Origin of the sequence: Stenotrophomonas forensis (assembly GCF_028752115.1) — a bacterium.
Lineage (GTDB): Bacteria > Pseudomonadota > Gammaproteobacteria > Xanthomonadales > Xanthomonadaceae > Stenotrophomonas > Stenotrophomonas forensis.
The window spans coordinates 1338215-1356765 of record NZ_CP082270.1; the positions used below are offsets into that span (position 1 = coordinate 1338215).

An 18551-nucleotide genomic window follows, 5' to 3' on the forward strand; every position below is an offset into this window, starting at 1 on the left:
ATCCCTATATATACAAAGTGTGCCTAGTTGTAAGGCGGATGCTTGCCTCCGATAGTGCTGGCCCCGAAGGAGTCCCTTCGCAATCAGAGAGAAAGCCCGTGAGAGCTGCGTACTACGACCGCCAGGGCCCGGCCGATGTGGTGCTTCGTGTCGCCGAGCTGCCGACCCCGCAACCCGGGCCAGGCGAAGTTCGGGTTCGGGTCCACATGTCGGGGCTGAATCCCACAGACCTCAAGGCCCGCACAGGGTTCTCTTCGCCGATGCCGTTTCCACGCATCATTCCCCACCAAGACGGGGCGGGTGTGATCGATGCGGTTGGCGACGCGGACGAGGTGGGTCGTCTAGGGCAACGGGTCTGGATCTATGAAGCCCAGCAGGGCCGGGCGAGCGGGACGGCAGCAGCGTTCGTGGTGGTGCCATCAGGGCATGCCGTGCCGCTGCCTGACGATGTCTCTTTCGAGGTGGGTGCATCCCTGGGCATCCCGGCACTAACAGCCCATCGCTGCCTCTTCGCCGATGGCGCCATCGACGGCCGAAGGGTGTTGGTGCAAGGCGGGGCGGGCGTGGTCGGCACCGCCGCCATCCTTCTGGCGAAGTGGGCGGGAGCCTGGGTCGCGGCAACGGTGATGAATCCCGAGCAGGCAATCATTGCCCGGGCGGCCGGAGCAGATCTGGTGCTGGACCGTCTGAACGACGATGTCGCCGGCGCGATTCAAGCGACTACCCGGAATGCGGGCGTGGACCGCATCGTAGACGTCAATGTGAAGGCAAACCTCGATCTTGACCTCGCATGCCTCGCTTCTGGTGGGGTTATCAGCGCTTATGCAACCGTAGGGGCAACCGATGCGCTTTCACTGCCGCTGTTGCGTGCGATGGTGCACGGTTGCGTGCTCCGCTTCGTGTACATCTATTCGGTCCCTCAAGAAGCGAAAGACAACGCGATCAGGGACATCAACGCATGCCTTGCCAGCGGCGCCTATTCGCCCCATGTCGGCCTTAAGGTGGGGCTGGAGAAGATCGCCGAAGCGCACGGGGCACTTGAAGCGGGATCTGTCATGGGTAAAGTCCTCATCGCCATTTGAGCCAAGCCCTCGCCGGTGCATATGCGGGTCGGCTTCTGGCCGGAAGCGGACCTTGACCCGATGATTCAGAATGGCTAAAGAGGCTCCGCGCCGTTCTGGGCTTTTGTGAATCAGTCAGGATTGGCGCCGCACTTCCCACTGCTGCGCCAACCTTGCTGATTCAGTTTTGGTAACTTCTTCTGCTGATGGGGGCGACAAGGAGCAGTGGGTGCCAATTGGGGCGGTGGCGTATGTGAGTGAAGCTTCGGATCTTCTGACTGGAGACAAGCTGGGGCTGCAAGGTTCGAAGCTGGACGATCTGGTGGATGACGCTGCGCGCTTCAACCGCGACGCGGGCGTCAGCGGGGTGTTGCTCTTCGACGGTGCCAGGTTTCTCCAATACCTAGAGGGCCCGGCGGATGGGCTCGACGTTGCCTTCTCCCGCGTGCTCGGGGCCTCGAGCCACCTCCATCTGATTGAGTTGCAACGGGGCGCTGTGGCAGACCGGCGTCTGCCCTATTGGCCGATGAGGTGGCTACCCGTTGAAACGGACGAACTGAGCCGGGTGGCGGCCAGCGACTGGACCGCGTTCAAGGTACGGGGAGATGGCGAAGCACTCAACGCGACGGCAATTGACCGTCTGCTGTTCCTGGTCAGCCGGCGAGCGCTTGTCGACTAACAGGCGCACTGATGGCCGGAGCAGGGACCATATCGCGCAGTTCAGACAAACCTTCCGTGTAGTTGACCGAGTAATCGGGCCCGACAGTGGTCACTACCTGTAACCGCTTGCTAGCCGGCTCCCACGTCACCAACTACTACTTCACGGGTTAAGTTGCGCATTGCCTGCTGCATAGCCCCGTTGAAGGCAAACCCCTCTTCTCCTGCGTGGGCATCTGCAGCGCCAGCGAGCGTCATCCCCCATGCCAGTGAAAGCACTTGCGGGTTCGGGTGGCTGGCGATGACCGCCCGCAGCCCATATTCCAAGGCCTTGATGTAGCCGCGATGGGCTTCCAGGTCGGCCTCGCATGCCTCAAGGCGCGCGGCCAGCTGTTCTAGGGAAAGTTCCATAGGAGGGCTCGACAGGTGTGGGGGCAAGATTGGATAGTGGGAGAAAGGCCGCCAGACTTTACCCATGAGCATCCTCAACGTTTTGCTGAGCGCTGACCAGTTGGTTGTGACGGTGGATACCTGGGCGGAGGACGCCATAAGTGGTCAAGCTTCGGCGGGGGCAAAGGTGCTGCTCATTCCTCAGCACCAAATCTTGCTGGCGACCAGAGGGTCGGCCCAGTTCTTCCTGCGCATCTACCAGCTTTCGTTGGAGGCCAGTTTTCGAGCGGACTTCACCCTGGAACAGCTAGCAGCGGAGTTGGGGCGGGTCATTGACCAGCTTTGGCCGAACTACGCCAAAGCCGTGGCCGAAGCGGGCTTGCCGGCAGAATACTGCACCACCGAGCTGGTGCTGGGCGGATGGTCCCCCAAGAACGGACGCATGATGGCCACCGCCTATGCCAAACACGACGCGGCGGTGCCCGCAGTGGTCCAGCCGATCACGGGGCAGCTCTCGTCGCCCGGTGAGCCCTTGCGGGCCTGGCCGCCCTCGATGGCCACGCCAGCCCTGTTTGAGGCGGGCCGGCTGCAGGCGCGTTGGCTCAACGAAAGTGAGGGCAGGCGGGTGGCCGGAGGAAGGTTGTTGCTGGGGTTCCTGCTGCAGGGCCAGGCGGTCGTGAAAGACCTCGGGGCGCTTTCGTAGGGAGAGCACCCAATGTTCCGGTACGGCCACTAGGGTCGCTGGAGTGTTGTTCTACTTAGCTGCCTAATTGCAGCATCTTCATTATGAGCGGCAAGTACTTCATGACCTGTTCGCGGTCAGAGCTCTGCTCGTCGGGAGTAAGCTCTGCGTATGAGGTCGCAATTTGGCGTTCCCACCTCGACACGAGCTCGGCAGGCAGAACGATGCTGCCGTCGTTCTGGCGCTGGCCCTGCTTGTGCAAGTAGGCCTGCCAATGGGCCCATCTCTCGTGTTCAATCGAAGCAAGCTGCTCCACGAGATATTCCATGGCGCGGTCAAGATTTTGGTCGGCTACGTTGTTCATATCCGACCTCTTGCCGCCAGTGCCCTATAGTGCTCTCCCAGAGCGGTTAGTCGGACTGACTTCGATTCCATTGCGGCGTGCCACATGTGCGGTGCTCCTTCCGGCACGAGCAGGCCGACTCTATTGTATTTCTGTAAGACTGAGAAAATGGCGGCGTTCTCGGGGTCAGGAGGGGGAATGCCGTTGGGATCCCTTTCCCAGTCGGCGGAACGCTCAGGCTCGAAGGAAGGGTCCAGTTGGAAGGTGGCCCCCTTACTAGGGAACAGTTCCGAGATTCTCCGTAGGTCGGAAAGTGCAAGGGGCGGCTGGACTTTGCGCAGAGACACAAAGGTCTTCACGTTTGTTTTAAAAACAGGGCGCTGTGCCCAAGGTCCCAACGATTGATCCACGTGGGCATAGACGCCACCTGGCGTCACGTCACCAACTAGGTTGGAAGCCGCTCCCCCCAGCGCATCAACAAGGAGGGAAGTGAAGACGCCAGCGCCGTCTTCTTCTGTGGCGTATTGCTCAGCCGTAGAAGCAGTCAGGATAGTGACGCCATCGCTGATTTCCGCGACGCGCTGATTCAATGCCGCCCCGCCTGCGACCCCGCTATGGCAGCTGTCCAAGATGATGACACGGTTGGCCATTTTGGACCGGTTGGCCATCGTCATGATTTCTGAAAGCGGCAGGCCATCGTGTCCGGTATGGATCTCCGACGAGCACAGGTAGCCGCCGGTTTCTTCGATGTGTCCGTGGCCTGCAAAATACAGCAACGCAACTTCCCCTTCCCCAGCAAACAGCTCTTCGATCGCAGAGCGCATTTCCTCCCGGGTCACTGAGTCGCCAGGCCCAGTCGCCGTTAGATGCCGGACGCCAAAGTTGGGTGACCCGTCAGCATGCCGATCTAGCATCGCCTTGACCGCAAACGAGTCATTGACGCATCCATGAAGGTCAGAGACGTGAGCGTAAAAGTCCACGCCCACCACCAAGGCTCTCCGCGTCACAGCGTGTCGATCCAGTCTTCGAGGTTTGCCCAGGTCCAGGTCATGGTGCTGACGCCGGCGAGCGCGGTCCTATCGTCCTTGTAACCCCAGATCCCTTTTAGCGGCACGCCTTCCGCCTTAGCGCAGGCAATTTCCCACTTCTGTCCGCTAGAGGTCAGCGAGTTCGCCGACACGATCGCCAGGACGCCATCTGAACGAAGAATTCGAGTACGGACCTTCTTTTTCCACTCTTCGTCGTAGGCATCTTTAACTGACATGTCGACGTATTCAAAGGGCGTCTTTGTGTTGAGCGACTGTCCTTTGAGCATGTCTCGAATTGCAACGTCTTCGATTGCGAAAGCGACAAAAACAACCTTTTTGGCCATGACGATTCATCCTGATCGAGATAGGTCGAAGATTTGTGACGCACATCACATGGGCATTCATACCACGGGGCAGCTACATGATCATGGTGCGGCGCACCAAGCTATCTATTAGGGAATTTTGTTGGCATCCGCGTTGAGGCCGGCACTGTCCGACAATTCTTGACTGGGGGTAGGGAAGGGTAAAAGGCAGCGGCGAGAGACCGCGACCGCTATGGTCGTCCGGATCTTAGCTTTGCCCGATTCACGCAGGGACGCGCGAAGCAAGGCCTCCGCTAGCTTAACGGTGCATGTTCCAAGCCAATCCCGTGTCGCCTCAATCTACCGTGGATAAACGAAAGATACATGTCCCTTCAAATTTCGATAGTTGGTCGCTATCGGGCGACAAATCCTGTCTTCTAGGTGGATGCCTGTTGTCCGAAATAGCGCTATTTGTGGTCAAAAGCGGACATTTGCCCGCTAAGTGAGCCCATTTCTGCGAATTGGCTGCGTAAATTGGGCGCATTAAGGTTGTTCTTCGTGGGGCCGATCACTCGCTCGCCGACGCTGTCGGCCAGGAGCGTGCTCCTCCCCCCATGAGAGGTATGAATGTGAAGAATTTCTTGATGCGGTACAGGGTCGGCACCCGATTGGGTGCGGCCTTCGTGGTGTTGATCGCGGTGGCGATGTCGATCGTGGCATCTGGCCTTTGGGCGCTGTCTCGCGCCGAGACCAGCATGGACACCATCGTGAAAGAGAGCATGGAGCGCATCCGTCTCTCCAAGACGATGGCCAGTGCCAACATGCAGATCAGCATTTCATTGCGCGAGCTGATCATGCTGCAGGACAAGAAGATCCAAGCATCCCTGCTGAAAGAGATCGGAGAGCAAAGGGCCATTTATGACAAGGCCCGCGACGCTCTGTATGCAACGCCTGCCGATGAAGAAGGAAAAAAGATTCGTGCAGTGATCACCGAGAAGCGGCTTGCGGCTCGCCGGGTCAACGATGCGGTCGTCGAAGCTGCGACGCACGGCGACGTGGCGACGGCAACGAAGCTGCTTAGTGAAGGAGACGCCCTGCTCGGCGAATGGCAGGCGGCCATCTTCGCCAACGCAGAGCTTCAGGAGCGCTTGGCTGACGCGAGCTACCAAGACGCTCAGGCCGTTGCAGCAAGCGCCCGGAAGATGTTGGTCGCCGCTGGGGTCTTGGCGGTCCTGCTCAGCATCGCATTGGCAATCACCATCACGAGAAGCCTGACCATACCACTGGGCGAGGCGACTAAGACCGCAACCGCCATTGCGTCGGGCAACGTTGAAAACGTTATCAAGGTGGAAGGCCGAGACGAGACTTCTGCCTTGCTTGAAAGCATGCGATCGATGCAGGAGCGCATCAAGGGCCTGATTGCGGATCAAAAGGCAATGGCGTCGGCCCAGGCCGAAGGGCGGACGTCGCACCGCATCGATGAGTCCCGCCATCCAGGTGCCTTTGGTGAACTGGTCGGCGACACGAACGGCATGGTGGAGCGCTCCAACGCAGTAACCTCGCAGATCGTAGGCATTGCCCAGCACTATGCCGTCGGGGACATGAGCGCTCGCATGCCGCTGCTCCCAGGCGATCAGGCCGCCATTACCGAGGCCATGGAGACTACGCGGACGAACATGCTGGCCATCAACGAGGAGATTCGTCGGCTGGTCCAAGCCGCTGCGGCGGGAGACTTCTCTCAGCGCGGCGCCGCAGATGGCTTCAGTCACAGCTTCCGCGAGATGATCGACAACCTCAACCAGATGTTCGATGTCAGTGATAAGAGCCTGTCGGACATCGCACGACTGTTGGAGGCCGTTGCTCAAGGCGATCTGACTTTCCGCGTTTCTGGCGAGTTTGGCGGCGTGTTCGCGACGATGCGCGATGCGGCGAACTCCTCCTCTGAGCAGCTAGGCCGGATCGTTCGGGGCATCCAAGACGGTGCTGGCGTCATCCGCGTGTCCGCCTCAGAAGTGAGCAAGGGTAGTGCGGACCTCTCCCGTCGCACCGAGCAGCAGGCCGCCAATCTGGAAGAGACGGCCGCATCGATGGAAGAGCTGACGTCGACCGTGCGCCAGAATGCCGATCATGCCATTCAAGCCTCGAGGCTTGCGTCTGACGCCGGCGACTTGGCCCTTCAGGGCGGGCGAGCCGTTGATCGCGTGATGGAGAAGATGGTGAAGGTTGAGGCCTCGTCCCAGCGCATCGCCGATATCACCACCGTCATCGATGGCATCGCTTTCCAGACAAACATTTTGGCACTCAATGCCGCAGTGGAGGCGGCCAGGGCCGGCGACCAAGGCCGAGGCTTTGCGGTGGTAGCAAGCGAAGTGCGAACGCTGGCACAGCGCAGTGCAGAGGCAGCCAAGGAAATCAAGCAGTTGATTGATCGTTCGGTTCAGGACGTGGTGGACAGCTCCAATGAAGTCCGTGAGACGGGGTCGACGATCCACCAAGTGGTGGGGAGCGTCCAGCGTGTCCGCGACATGATCACGGAGATATCGGCGGCCTCTCAAGAGCAAACCGCGGGCATCGAACAGGTCAATCAGGCCGTGATGCAGATGGATGAGGTGACGCAGCAGAACGCTGCTCTGGTTGAAGAGGCTTCCGCCGCGGCTGGAGCGGTAGAAGAGCAGGCCGTTGGGCTGGCCCAAGCCGTTGCCTTCTTTAAGGTCAACGCAGAATTCCGCCCCCGCTTGGTTCACGCCAGCTGAGCTCATCCCGCTGGGCACCGGGTGGCCGGCGGGTCCTATCCATGAGGAACCAATGCGCAAGCCTTCCGCCAGGTGGCGATCTTCACGTCGGGCTCTTCACCTATCAGCCCCATACCTTCTGGGCACTGCGGTCGTCCTCGTTACCCTTGGGGCGGCTCAGCTGGCAGTAACCCAACGGGCCAGAGTCGACCTGGCGAACTACACGACCGGGCTGCTGGTGCATGCGGAGGATGTGGCACGTGCAAGCGTCGATGGTCTCAACAGGGTGCTGCGAATCAGCGCAGAGCCCTGTGGCCCCAGCGACCTGGCCGAGTTGCGACTGATCGCTTTTCACTCCCGTTACATCAAAGACGTTGGGCGGGTTATCAGCGGCCGGCTGCTTTGCACCGCAATGTGGGGCCGCCTGCCGACGCCCGTTGAGCTCGCTCCACCTCACCGCGTCGTGCGTGGCTATTCGCTCTGGCGGAGCGTGCCCGCTCCCGGGGACGACCGAATCAAGGTCGACCTGGCGTCTTACGGTAACGCCATCGTCACGACGGCGCCCACCGCGTTTGACCGGGTGTCCATGCCTGTTGGCAGCATCGGCGCGCTGGTGATCAGCCGTGACGGGAAGCACCACTTCCAAAGCTTTGGAGATGCGTTTGACCTGACGTTGAGCAAGGACGGCTTGGCCGCGCCCTTGGCCGGTCACATATCCACACGGGCGTGTAGCAACGAGTTTGATATCTGCGTTGTGTCTCAGGCACAGGCTGGCAGCCTTTTGGGTCAGCCTTCATGGATCGTCGCTTCCATACTCGCCCTCGCTTTGGTGGGGGGAGGGGGCTTGGGCGCGTTGCTAAAGGTCTCTCAGGGACGGAGACGAGCGCTTCACCGCATGCTTGCAAGGGCGATCAGGCATGGCGATATCGATTTGGTCTATCAGCCACTGCGGCGCTTGTCAGATAGGCGAATGGTGGGCGTGGAGGCTTTGGCGCGATGGCGTACCTTGGCCGGCGTTGACGTGCCGCCGGATACCTTCGTTCCCATGGCGGAGGAACAGGGGCTCGGAACGGCGCTGGCGAAGCTGGTGATCGTCAAGAGCCTGGAAGAGATGGGGCCTCGTCTACGACGCGGGGACGGCTTCTACGCCAGCATCAATCTGTCCGCTCAGGACATTTTGGACAGCGAGCTGAGACATTTCCTGAGCGAGCAAACCGAAGCTTTCGGTGTTTCGCCAGCCGACGTAGTGTTGGAGTTTACGGAGCGGTCAACGGCATCACAGCAGGATCTTGCCGATGCGCTGGGGCAACTGGACCAAGCAGGTTTTCGCGTGTATCTGGATGACTTTGGGACGGGGTATTCCAACTTTGCCTACCTGGCAGACTTGCCCTTGGCAGGACTGAAGATGGACCGTCGTTTTACCAGGGCTATGGGCACCCTTTCACCGGCAAGCTACGCCGTCGAAGCCATTTGTGCGATGGCCAAGGCGTTGAGTCTGCCTCTTGTTGCCGAAGGGGTTGAGACCGAGATGCAGGCCTTGGCGATGCACCGGCTCGTTCCCGAGGCGGTTGGCCAAGGCTGGTTGCTAGGAAAGCCATGCAAGGCCGACTCGCTACCCGACGACATGCTTGGGCTCACCAGCAATGGCAGTCCAGCGCCCGCCTGATGAAATCAGAGGCGTGCTGGTCTCAGAGGCTTGCGCGCAAAGGAACGGAAAGAGATACGAAGTGACCATCCCTGATAAAGCATTGTCCTCTAATGGCCATTCCAAGCCGCTCTACCACCTGCTTGCACAGTCGCTCGCAAGTGACATTGAGAGCGGGGCCTTCGCCGTCGGCAGCACGCTGCCGTCAGAAAAGAGCCTCACCTCAATCCATGGAGTCAGTCGTCAGACCGTCCGCCAGGCCCTTGCACTGCTGAGATCGCAGGGGCTGATCGCGTCCAGGCCTGGCGTGGGGTCCATCGTGCTGCCCGCACCCCAGGGAGCGGAGGCCTTCGCTCCGATCACGTCCGCGGAAGACCTTCGCGACTTTCTTGGAAAGACCGAACTGCACCAGGTCTCCCTGGGCCCTATCACCGTCAACGAGCGCCTTTCCGAGGTTCTGGAATGCCGAAGGGGCATCCAGCTCTCGGAGGCATGCTTCTTGCGGCGGCGCCCTCAGGCCCCTTTGCCAATGAGCGTCTTGCGGATCTATCTGCCGCCCCAGTATGCGGCAGCCCAGATCACGCCCGACGTCGCTCGTGGGCCGATCTATCAGAACCTGGAGCGTATGTTCGGGATTGCTGTGACAGAGGTCCGCCAAGATGTGACGGCGACGGTCCTCGACCAGGACACCGCGCGGCTGCTGCAGGCAGCGCCAGGCGATCCGGCGCTCCAAGTGGTTCGATTCTACTACTCGGCGACGGGCAAGCCGGTGGAGGTCACCGTTGGTCATTACCCCAGTTCCCGTTATCGGCAAAGCGTGCGCTATGCGCTCCCACCCTCGGGGTGATCACCGCCGCAGCCCTGGGGGAAAAGCCGTGGTCCTCAAGGCCATCTTGATATGAGCGCGGTGCCTGTCTTGTCGGGTGCAACGGGCAGCGGCAATACATGTCTGGGGAATCCCACGGGCTTGGTCTGATTCTCCAACCTGCAGCGATCAAGTTCGTGGTGGGCAATCTATACTAGGCTCGTGGGATCACTGATCCCCCCTTCTTGGTGCCAACATCGGCGCACAGGGAGGCGCAGTTCGAGTCCTGGTTTGGGTTGCAGGCTTCCCTGGTGGTCGATGCGTATGTCATCACTAAGGAGCTGAATATGACTTCAAACACACACATTGATTACGTTGTTCCACACGCAGAAGACGAAGGGCGCACGGATGCTTGCAGGGGTCCGGATGCAGTGTTCGACGGTCAGCAAGCTAAGGAAAGGAGCGAGGCGCACGGATGGCGCTTCGGTTTGTCCGTCCGTGGGTGGTTCAGAAGTGTCCTGTGGTCTGGTTGGTTGGTGGCGTGCCTCTCGCGGAGCCCAGTTGGGGAAGAGCTGCAACCCAAGTTGAAGGACGAATGCGCTTCACTGTGATGTCGTATCCAAGGGGAGGCTGGAAGGTTCGAATCCTTCTCTCCGCGCCAATTCACGAGGATGTCCGTCTTGGGTAGCCTCCGGCCATCGCGTCGCTTCTGAGCGCCGGGGCCAAAACAAGTGCTCAGCCTGGCCAGCCAGGCTGTGGAGAGGCCCGGTAGCGTGTCGCGCTTGGCCTCGCCCAGGCAACCGCGACACGTCTCCTCAAGGCTGGTCGCTCATGCTCAAAGATTCCAATCCCCTCAGAACTCAGACTCCGCACGACGACTACTCCTTCCTGCGGGACTTCCTGGCCGACGGGGGATCCATTGACCGCGTGTTGACGGCGGCTTGGGCCGTCGAGCGGGAACTGAAGGAGGCGCCCGAATCCGACGAGGTACGCAGGGCACAGGATCTGGCCGCCATGCTCGGCTATGGGCTGTCCTCCATTGATTACGTCGAGCTCGACAAGAAGCTTGACGCGCTGAGGCGGGATTTCGATGACAAGGCGGCCGAGGGCATGCCCTTGTGTGATCGCGTTGATCGCTGGGCGACCATCGTCCTTTCCGCCGTCTCGACGTTGGAGAGCTGCTGCGAGTATGACCCGGGCCCGATTCCTAATCAGACGGGCATTCAGCGGTTCAAGTTCCTACTGGCCTTCCCATGGCTGTCCGAGCTCCAGAGGCTGAGCGACGCTCGCCAGGATCGCGAGGCATACGACGTCCGATCAAAACGCTGCGACGCAATCGCGAGGATTCTTCGGGACAACCTCGCCGAGGGAAGAGCTCGAGCGCACTCGATGGTGCTACGCCGGTTCCGGAACGATGTGGTCGTTGATAAACAGCTGAAGAACTATCAGATTGCCGAGGGCAGAACGGGGGCCTACGTGGAAGCTCTCGCGGAACTAGACGCGATCAGTACCGACGAAGTCGATCAGGCGATCGACCGCCTTTCTATGTGGAGTTCTTACACCGCAGGGTGGTGGAACCGATTCAATCAGACCCTCGACCATGCCTACGCAACCCATGCGAGGTGCTTGGTCGCCGACTCCCAGTTTTGGCGTGAGCAGATGCAGCCGTTGCTCGAGACCGAGTATGGCAGCGCCTCGCCTAGCACAATCTAATTCTCGACATGACCTTAAAAGAAACCACCAAGCTGGAAAGCTGCCCCTGCCGACGTTGCAGGCATATCACCAATCATGAGGTGATCCATGAACACACCGAGCAGGGCGAAGTCCCCGACGACATTGCACTGAACTGGACGCATGAGTATCAGACCGTACGTTGCCTGGGCTGCGGCACTGTTGCCTTCCGCATGGCCACTGGCACGAATGAAAACGTGGCGGAGGTGCGCCAAGGTGAGTGGGAATACGTGCCAGACGTTGAGATCTTCCCCACTCCCAACTTGGGCAGGGCAGCGCTGGAGTCCTCCCATCTGTTGCCAACCAAGGTCGAGCGCATCTACTCGGAGACTCTGGCCTGTCTCAATGCGTCCAACCCGGTGCTCAGCGGCATTGGTATCCGCGCAATCGTTGAGACGGTCTGCAAAGACCAAGGTGCGGTTGGCAGAGAGCTCTATCACAAGATCAACGATCTCAAGGAACGTCGGGGATTGACCGATGCGGGCGCTACCATCCTTCACAACCTGCGCGTCCTGGGCAACAACGCTGCACATGAAGTCGCACCGCACAGCGTTGAGGAGTTGACATTGGCCCTTGAGGTCATCGATCACTTGCTGCTCGGCGTCTACGTCCTGCCCAAGCTGGCCAAGCGGACCTACGGCAGCGAAGAGGACGAGGACGAGTCCGAGCCTCAGCCACAAGAGCCTGTGTAGCGGCGTGTGTTGGGCTGGCCGAGGTGCCAGTCACTTAGGTTCGTTGAGGAGCCGCGCGGGGAGGGCGCTTTGGCTCCCTCTGCGGTTTGTCACCCTCTTGAGCCGTTATACGAGGTAGTTGTGCAGCAGTTCGGCGTATTCAAAGTTCAGAACTTGGCCATCTGTGACCATCCGGATGCGGCCACGTCTCCCATCCAGGCCGAGAAGATGCAGTGCTTGAAATGCTTCACGTTCCTGGATGCCACCAAGAGTGCAACGCTCGGCATCTGTGGAGCGCTGGAACTGAAGTGCTCCGCCTGCGGCGTGCGTCAAATCGTCAGCAGAGCGGCGTTCTCCAAGACGAACTGAGACCAGTGGCCCCAACATGGGGCCACTTTGCCAAGAGCGCTAGCTTTCTTACTCCGAGCGAGCTGGCTCGGATTGTGGCGCTTCCAACCCCGCGTCCATGCGCAGGATACGCCGCAGTTCCAGAACGGCCTCTGGTGTCTGCTGCACGCTGTGACCACTCACGATGACCTTTTCCGAAGCAGCGCTGGCCAGGTGTGCGCTTCGGTAGGGAACGAAGCCATCCGTTGCGGTGGCCAAGTTCGTTGGGTTCTTCACAGCAATGATGGAGTGGTAGACCACGTCCGGGGAGATCGGAAGCTCGGCGATGTCTTTTACAAAGGGGTCGCTTTCCTTGAGGTTGTCAATGCTCAGTGGGAGGCGGCCCGATACGGTCGCCAAGACGGCCGCGCTGGCACTGTAACGTGTGGAGAGCCCTTGAGGGATCGAGGACAGCCGGGAGACGATCGCGGCGAGTACGCCTTCCGCGGATGGCGTTCCAAAGTGCGGGGTAGCGATGAAGACTGCCCGTCGCACTTCAGGCATCGGATCGAACTCCAGGAGTGGGGCCAGCTCCTCGCGCACTTTACTGGCGTCGTCACCCTTGCCCCTGAGCTCCTGCAGGGTCTGGTCAAGCAGATGACTGCCATTGCTTGAAGAAACCATCAGCCGTGTCAACAGCCCGCCCATGCTGTGCCCAACCACGACCATTCCATGAGAGGCCTTTGCGGCACCGGAAGGATCCATGTCCTTCAGTGTCTTCAGGACGGTCTCCCGGATCGCTTGATGGTTGTAGGGAAGCGGCAGGTTGGTGGGGTAATACATCAGCCAGACCTGGTAACGGGCCCTGAGATCATCGTCGCCAAGCACATCATTAGCAGTATTGACCCACGCCTCAGGGCTGCTGGCCAAGCCATGCAACATCAGAACCACTCGCCGGTTTGGGTCGAACGGCTGCAGCATGTAGAGGTGCGGCTTGTCCAAGCTCTTGTCCATGTCCAAGAGCGTGCGGATGGCCTCGGTGGCGAAGTTGGAGCGTGCCAACCATACGCCGTAGCCGGCAGTGAAGTTGGCGGCCAGGGGCACATTCTCTCCCTTGATGGCGGCCGCGCTCTCCAACAGTGGATCGAACGCCCTAAGGGTCGCCGAACGTGACGCAAGCACCTGCTGCACGTCATCGCCGTGGAAGTCCAACAAGCACGTGACGTTGGGGGTTGGCATCGCGCTATAGCCGCCGGCCAACGGAAAGTCCGACACCGGCGACGGTTGAGGACTGGACGTCCCTGGGGGCAGCGCGGCCACCATTTCCGCTCCAAAGCCATCGCGGCGGTAGGCATTTCGGATCCCGCCGAACCCAATACCGGAGGCGGCCAGAAGTTCTCTGGGGACGGGAACGTCACCAATCTCGCGCAGGCCCGACATGTCGAGCTTCAGGCTCCAACCTGCTGGCGTGGGGAGGCTCTCACTCGTCAGATTGGAGTGTTCTCCCCGCCGATAGCGTCGGAACAGGCTTGCCGTGACGTTCTCCACGGCGTAGTTGTAATAGTCCCGAATTTGGGTATCGCGATCGCGGGGCGCCAAGCGTGAGGCATTCTGCTGGAAGACCAGGAAGTAGGCGTAGGAGTAGCGGGCGGCCTTCAACCAAGCGTCCATCGTCCGATCACTGTCCGGCGACGTTCGGGACAGCTCCGCGGCGTGGGCAACCCACAGCTCCGCCGCGGCGGCCAACGAGTCTGCGGACTTGATTTCCTCCGACCCGATGAGGGTGCCCGAGCAGGGCTCGGGCGCCGACAAGCAGGCCTTCGTGTCCAAGGAAAGCAGGCCCATCTCCTGCCGTGTGGCAGGGCTAAGTTCCCCGGTGCTCAGGATGTCACCCCGACGTTGCTCGAAGTAGCGCTCTGGGGACACGTTCTTGATTTTGACCATGGCGCAACCGCTCAAAAGTGCGGCGCACAGCACAGCGGCGACGCGATTGATGTTCTGCGCCATCAGCGCGCATCCTCCGGTCGAATACGAAGGCTGAACAGCCAGTCGTATAGGGCTGGAATGAGGCCCAACGTCACGAGGGTTCCCAGCGCCAAACCACCGATCATCGTGATCGCCATGCCAGTCCAAAGCGGGCCGGCGAACACCATCAAGGGCACCAGGCCGACGATGCAGGTGAGCTTGGTCATGAGGATCGGACGGAGCCGCTTCACTGCCGCCGATACGACCGCCTCGCGCCTTGGCAGCCCCTCTTCAAGCTCAGCCTCAATGCGCTCCAGCAGCAGGACTGCGTTGTTGACGATGATGCCGGCCAACGCAAGCAACCCAAACGTGGCCATGAAGCCGAACGGGTAGCCGGTGACCAACAGTGCCAGCGAGGCGCCGATGAGGACAAATGGAATGCTGGCGACGACGATGAAGGCCTTTCGGAACGAGTTGAACTGCCAAACGAACAAGAGAAGGATGGCGCCGAGCGCGTGGGGCATGAAGCCCAGCAAGGCGTCGTTGGCCTCCGCCGCATCCTCCATCTCGCCTCCCAGCTCAATGCGGTAGCCAGGCGGTAGCTTGATGGCCGCGATCTCGGGCTTGAGGGTGGCGACAATTTCGCTGGTGGTCATCCCGGGGTTCTTGCCCGTGACTGTCAGCGACCGCATCAAGTTGCGGCGCACGATCGTGGACGGCTCACTGGACGCTTCGACCGTGGCAATCGCGCCCAACGGCACTGCCTTTCCGGACGCGCTGGAATAGACCAAGGTGTCCTCGGGACGAGCCGTCGGTGATCGTTCGCTGGCAGTGGAGCGCAGGATGACGGGCGTGGCCGTGCCATCGCTGTGCAGGCGGGTGGCCTCGGCGCCGCTGTAGCGGTAGCGTAGCGACTCGGCGATATCGTTGTTGCTCACGCCCGCCGCTTTCGAATTGGCCGCGTCTACCTTGATGGTGTAGCTAGGAGTGCGCTTTCCCCAATCGTCGTAGACATCCTGCGTGCCGCCGAGCGTCGCGAGTTTTGCGCTCACTTCCTCACCGATGCGGCGCAGTTCATCCTCGTCTGGCCCATAGATCCGATAGACGGCCACGCCGGCTTCCGTTGTGCCGAGGGAAAACCGTTTGGGATCGGCACGCACCGTTGGATAGGCAGCCAGAACGTGCTCCCGGGCACGGCGGATCACAGCATCGATATCCGTCCCCTGGGCAACGCTCACGGTGAAGTAGCCCACGTTGGACGCAGGAAGCGGCGGTGTCAGGCCAAGCACGATCCGCGGTCCGCCGTCGGCGACGTAGCCGATGCTCTCAGTGACTTCCGGGTTCTGCTCTCTGTCAGCAAACCAAGCGCTGAGTTCTGTAACCACCTTTCTGGTTTCAGTCGATGCCGCGCCTGGCTCCAGCGTGACTGGCATCTGGAACTGTAGGCGATCCGACTTCGGCAGGAAGTCGTAGGGCAATGACGTCAGGATGACCAGTGCACCGGCCAGCAGCGCTGCCATCGTCCCCATGAAGACCACTTTGTGGTCCAAGACCTTGGCGATGATGCGACTGTAGCCTTTGTAAAGCCGGCTCTGATACTGGCCGTCATCCTCGGCGTGGACGTGGACCTTGGCGAATCGGATGCACAGCAGGGGCGTCACGGTGATGCTTAAGATCCAGGAGCCCAGCAGCGTGACGGCCAAGACGATCGCCAAGGATCGCAGGTATTCGTTTGTGGAGGTCTGACCAAAGAAGAACGGGGAGAACGCCAGGATGATCACCAGCGAGGACGTGAGAAGCGGAATGGCCAGCGTCCTTCCAGCGTCCACGCAGGCGCTTATCCGCTCCTGGCCATGTGCAAGGCGGCGCTCAATGTCCTCGGCAATGACAATGCCGTTGTCGACCAGAAGTCCCAGTGCCAGGATGATGGCCGCGATCGACACCGTTTGGAGTTCCACGCCGAGCGCGCGCATTGCCACCAACGAGCCAAGGATGGTCAGCGGGACAATAGCTCCAACGATGAGCCCGGTCCTCCAGCCTAGGAAAAGCATGACGACCGCCATGACGATGACCACGGTCTCCCCCATGACGTGGTGCATCTTGCCCATTTCGCGTTCCACCACGTCCGGCTGGAACGTCACCACGTGCTGCTCGAAGCCGACCGGCAGGGCCGACTGGGTGCGATCCAACGCTGCACGCAAGCCTTTGCCAAAGGTCTCGATGCTGTAGCCCTTGGCCATAGAGACGGCCACGACGATGGCTGGCTTCCCTTTGTAGAGCGCGCCTCCCTCCGGCGGGTCCGGTGGCAGAATCCGAACGGCGGCCAGATCCCCTAGCCGGATGACTTGGCTCTCCTTGGCATTGGGCACGCTGACCAGCACGTCGGCCAAATCGTGGGCGCTGCGGACCTGGCTGTCGGCAGAGAGGGTCAGCGAGAGACCGGCGGCGATGGCTTCCCCGCCGGGCGAAAGAACATTCTTGTCCCTGAGTTGGTCGATGATCCCGTTGGGGGTGGCGCCGGTCGAGGCCAGCTTGGACCTGTCGAAGTCCACGTAGACCCGGTCTTCCTGCAGTCCATACATAGTCACCCGCTCGACGCCCGGCAGACGATAGAGCTCTTCCCGCATGGCGCGCAGCGGCCCCATCATTTCGCTTGTGCTGAATCCGGGGGCGGTCACCGCAATGGAGGCAACGGCGACGCGTCCGAAGTCGTCGTCCACCAGTGGCCCTTGAGTGCCCGGCGGTAGTTCGGCGCTGGCCTCAGCTGCCTTAGCGCGCACACGCTGCCAAAGGGTGGGCAAATCATCGACGCTGTCCTGGGCCGTCAATTGGATCAGGGCACTGCCAGGGCGAACGGTCGATACAACTCGCTTGATGCCGGCCACCTCTCGCAGCCGCTCCTCCAGCGGCTTGGCAATGCGCTCTTCCACTTCCTCGCTGGGCAGGCCCGGGAGAGCAGCGGACACGAGCGCTTCACGGATGGTGACGGACGGCTCTTCTTGAGAGGGAAAGCCAAAGAAGGTGAAGATGCCGCCGAACAGAAGCAGCAGGCAGGCGAACACCGTCAGACGGCTGGATTTTATCGCCGACTGGGTAAGGTTCATCGGGTTGCCCCTTGTCCGAGCTGGGACTGGCTTTTGTAAGGCCGAACTTTCTGACCATCCGTGAGGTAGCTGGCCCCCGCCGTGACGATCACAGCGTCTTCGGCCAACCCTCCGAGGATTTCGACTTGGCTTCCCTGGTAGCTGCCGACGCGAACGCGAACTTTCTTCACGGTCTGATGAGCCGCGGAGAAAACAAAGACATCCGCCGCGCCGGCGGTGCTGCTGGGGACGAGGCTTGAGAGCGGCACCGTCAGGGTCTTGTTCGCGTTGTCGACCTGAACCAACACGTGAATCAGTGAGCCGGGTAGGAGGGGCGCGCCACCGTCCGCAGCTTCCAAGAGAACCGGCACAGTTCCTGCGGTCGATTCGTGCTGTGCAACCGAACGCAGAGTCAGGGGGACCAATACGTTGCCGTCCTGCCGTGCAGATGCTGCGGCCCCTGCCTGGAGGGCCTTGGCGAGGTAGGCCGGTACGTCGGCTGCAACTTCCGTCTGCCCGCTGCCCTGCACGTCCAGAATCGCTTGGCCTGCGGTGACGTCAACGGTCGGTTCGCTATGGCGAGCGATGACTTGCCCGTCAAATGGCGCTCGGATGATGCTGTGATCGACCGCGCGCTGAGCCAGGGTCACATCGGCCTGAGCACTATTGAGTTCCGCCTTGGACGCTTCCAGGGCGGCGCGAGCCTGAGTCAAGCTGACCTGCGCAACGGCACCGTCCTTGAACATCGCTTCTTGTTGGTTGAACTGAAGCTGGCGTTCGGCCAGCGCTGCGCGGGCCGCGTTCAGCTGGGCGCTGGCCCGGGCGAACTGTTGCTGGACGGGAATTGGGTCCAAGACTGCGAGAACTTGGCCTTTGGCAATCGCGTCGCCGATATCGACATGGATTGCTTTGATCCGTCCCGCCTGCTCAAAACTGAGCTGCGCCCTGGAGGACCGGCGAACCGTGCCGATGAACTCAGCCGAGGTGCGTGCCCCTCGCTCTGCCGTTTCAACCTTCACGCTTCGCACCGGCGCGGGCGGCGTGGGCTCTTGGCTGCAGGCGGACAGCGCGGCGAGGGAGAGGGCGAGAAGGGCGCGCATCGATAGCGGTGGGAGGAAGGCCATTTTCT

The 18551-nt window shown here is 61.0% G+C and carries 16 protein-coding genes; 9 read left to right on the top strand and 7 right to left on the bottom strand.

From position 1 onward, the window contains the following. Positions 1–38: 38 nt before the first annotated feature. Complete coding sequence (locus K5L94_RS06350) at positions 39–1082, top strand: NADPH:quinone reductase (RefSeq protein ID WP_274512270.1); 1044 nt, start codon at positions 39–41, stop codon at positions 1080–1082. A 208-nt stretch (positions 1083–1290) separates the two neighbouring features. Next, positions 1291–1740, top strand: a complete 450-nt coding sequence (locus K5L94_RS06355; RefSeq protein ID WP_274512271.1) for a BLUF domain-containing protein — start codon at positions 1291–1293, stop codon at positions 1738–1740. A gap of 110 nt (positions 1741–1850) precedes the next feature. Here K5L94_RS06355 and K5L94_RS06360 read toward each other — a convergent pair whose 3' ends face one another. Continuing rightward, positions 1851–2129 (bottom strand): hypothetical protein, encoded by a 279-nt coding sequence (locus K5L94_RS06360; RefSeq protein ID WP_100434271.1) that lies wholly within the window; start codon positions 2127–2129, stop codon positions 1851–1853. Positions 2130–2193: 64 nt separating this feature from the next. On the opposite strand from K5L94_RS06360, the gene K5L94_RS06365 reads away from it, so the two are divergent. Continuing rightward, positions 2194–2811, top strand: coding sequence for a hypothetical protein (locus K5L94_RS06365; RefSeq protein WP_100434272.1), 618 nt, complete (start codon positions 2194–2196; stop codon positions 2809–2811). Positions 2812–2866: 55 nt separating this feature from the next. Here K5L94_RS06365 and K5L94_RS06370 read toward each other — a convergent pair whose 3' ends face one another. The 3 genes from K5L94_RS06370 to K5L94_RS06380 are packed head-to-tail and all read right to left on the bottom strand — an operon-like array spanning position 2867 to position 4505. Next, the gene (locus tag K5L94_RS06370) at positions 2867–3154 is read right to left on the bottom strand and encodes a hypothetical protein (RefSeq protein WP_100434273.1); all 288 of its coding nucleotides are present in this window, start codon (positions 3152–3154) and stop codon (positions 2867–2869) included. After that, positions 3151–4140, bottom strand: a complete 990-nt coding sequence (locus tag K5L94_RS06375; protein WP_274512272.1) for a caspase family protein — start codon at positions 4138–4140, stop codon at positions 3151–3153. Before K5L94_RS06375 ends, K5L94_RS06370 begins: the two co-directional genes overlap by 4 nt. Then, positions 4137–4505 carry a hypothetical protein gene (locus K5L94_RS06380; protein WP_100434275.1) on the bottom strand — a complete coding sequence of 123 codons (369 nt, stop codon included), beginning with the start codon at positions 4503–4505 and terminating at the stop codon, positions 4137–4139. The genes K5L94_RS06375 and K5L94_RS06380 overlap by 4 nt, the downstream gene beginning before the upstream one ends. 581 nt (positions 4506–5086) lie before the next feature. Between K5L94_RS06380 and K5L94_RS06385 the strand changes: the two genes are divergently transcribed. From K5L94_RS06385 to K5L94_RS06410, 6 genes are all read left to right on the top strand, one after another. Then, positions 5087–7216, top strand: coding sequence for a methyl-accepting chemotaxis protein (locus tag K5L94_RS06385; RefSeq protein ID WP_274512273.1), 2130 nt, complete (start codon positions 5087–5089; stop codon positions 7214–7216). 52 nt (positions 7217–7268) lie between these two features. Continuing rightward, positions 7269–8861: an EAL domain-containing protein gene (locus K5L94_RS06390; RefSeq protein ID WP_141057191.1), complete on the top strand. Its 1593-nt coding sequence runs from the start codon at positions 7269–7271 to the stop codon at positions 8859–8861. A 61-nt stretch (positions 8862–8922) separates the two neighbouring features. Then, on the top strand, positions 8923–9687 hold the full coding sequence (locus K5L94_RS06395; protein WP_019338253.1) for a GntR family transcriptional regulator: 765 nt from the start codon (positions 8923–8925) through the stop codon (positions 9685–9687). Positions 9688–10476: 789 nt separating this feature from the next. After that, positions 10477–11358, top strand: a complete 882-nt coding sequence (locus K5L94_RS06400) for a hypothetical protein (RefSeq protein WP_274512274.1) — start codon at positions 10477–10479, stop codon at positions 11356–11358. A gap of 8 nt (positions 11359–11366) precedes the next feature. Beyond that, the gene (locus K5L94_RS06405) at positions 11367–12068 is read left to right on the top strand and encodes a DUF4145 domain-containing protein (protein ID WP_274512275.1); all 702 of its coding nucleotides are present in this window, start codon (positions 11367–11369) and stop codon (positions 12066–12068) included. A gap of 120 nt (positions 12069–12188) precedes the next feature. Beyond that, the gene (locus K5L94_RS06410; RefSeq protein ID WP_274512277.1) at positions 12189–12416 is read left to right on the top strand and encodes a hypothetical protein; all 228 of its coding nucleotides are present in this window, start codon (positions 12189–12191) and stop codon (positions 12414–12416) included. 48 nt (positions 12417–12464) lie between these two features. On the opposite strand, the gene K5L94_RS06415 is transcribed toward K5L94_RS06410, so the two are convergent. Genes K5L94_RS06415 through K5L94_RS06425 form a run of 3 tightly spaced genes read right to left on the bottom strand, consistent with a single transcriptional unit; the run spans position 12465 to position 18546 of the window. Continuing rightward, on the bottom strand, positions 12465–14381 hold the full coding sequence (locus K5L94_RS06415; RefSeq protein ID WP_274512278.1) for an esterase/lipase family protein: 1917 nt from the start codon (positions 14379–14381) through the stop codon (positions 12465–12467). Beyond that, a complete protein-coding gene (locus K5L94_RS06420) occupies positions 14381–17443 on the bottom strand; it encodes an efflux RND transporter permease subunit (protein ID WP_274512279.1) in 3063 nt (1020 codons plus the stop codon). Before K5L94_RS06420 ends, K5L94_RS06415 begins: the two co-directional genes overlap by 1 nt. Next, a complete protein-coding gene (locus K5L94_RS06425; protein WP_274512280.1) occupies positions 17440–18546 on the bottom strand; it encodes an efflux RND transporter periplasmic adaptor subunit in 1107 nt (368 codons plus the stop codon). The genes K5L94_RS06420 and K5L94_RS06425 overlap by 4 nt, the downstream gene beginning before the upstream one ends. Between the last annotated feature and the right edge of the window lie 5 nt (positions 18547–18551).

Excerpts from the sequence above, each read along its gene's own strand:
- K5L94_RS06350 (WP_274512270.1), top strand. The coding sequence starts at position 39 with ATGCTTGCCTCCGATAGTGCTGGCCCCGAAGGAGTCCCTTCGCAATCA.
- K5L94_RS06360 (WP_100434271.1), bottom strand. The coding sequence starts at position 2,129 with ATGGAACTTTCCCTAGAACAGCTGGCCGCGCGCCTTGAGGCATGCGAG.
- K5L94_RS06365 (WP_100434272.1), top strand. The coding sequence starts at position 2,194 with ATGAGCATCCTCAACGTTTTGCTGAGCGCTGACCAGTTGGTTGTGACG.
- K5L94_RS06370 (WP_100434273.1), bottom strand. The coding sequence starts at position 3,154 with ATGAACAACGTAGCCGACCAAAATCTTGACCGCGCCATGGAATATCTC.
- K5L94_RS06380 (WP_100434275.1), bottom strand. The coding sequence starts at position 4,505 with ATGGCCAAAAAGGTTGTTTTTGTCGCTTTCGCAATCGAAGACGTTGCA.
- K5L94_RS06385 (WP_274512273.1), top strand. The coding sequence starts at position 5,087 with ATGAATGTGAAGAATTTCTTGATGCGGTACAGGGTCGGCACCCGATTG.
- K5L94_RS06390 (WP_141057191.1), top strand. The coding sequence starts at position 7,269 with ATGCGCAAGCCTTCCGCCAGGTGGCGATCTTCACGTCGGGCTCTTCAC.
- K5L94_RS06400 (WP_274512274.1), top strand. The coding sequence starts at position 10,477 with ATGCTCAAAGATTCCAATCCCCTCAGAACTCAGACTCCGCACGACGAC.
- K5L94_RS06405 (WP_274512275.1), top strand. The coding sequence starts at position 11,367 with ATGACCTTAAAAGAAACCACCAAGCTGGAAAGCTGCCCCTGCCGACGT.
- K5L94_RS06415 (WP_274512278.1), bottom strand. The coding sequence starts at position 14,381 with ATGGCGCAGAACATCAATCGCGTCGCCGCTGTGCTGTGCGCCGCACTT.
- K5L94_RS06420 (WP_274512279.1), bottom strand. The coding sequence starts at position 17,443 with ATGAACCTTACCCAGTCGGCGATAAAATCCAGCCGTCTGACGGTGTTC.
- K5L94_RS06425 (WP_274512280.1), bottom strand. The coding sequence starts at position 18,546 with ATGGCCTTCCTCCCACCGCTATCGATGCGCGCCCTTCTCGCCCTCTCC.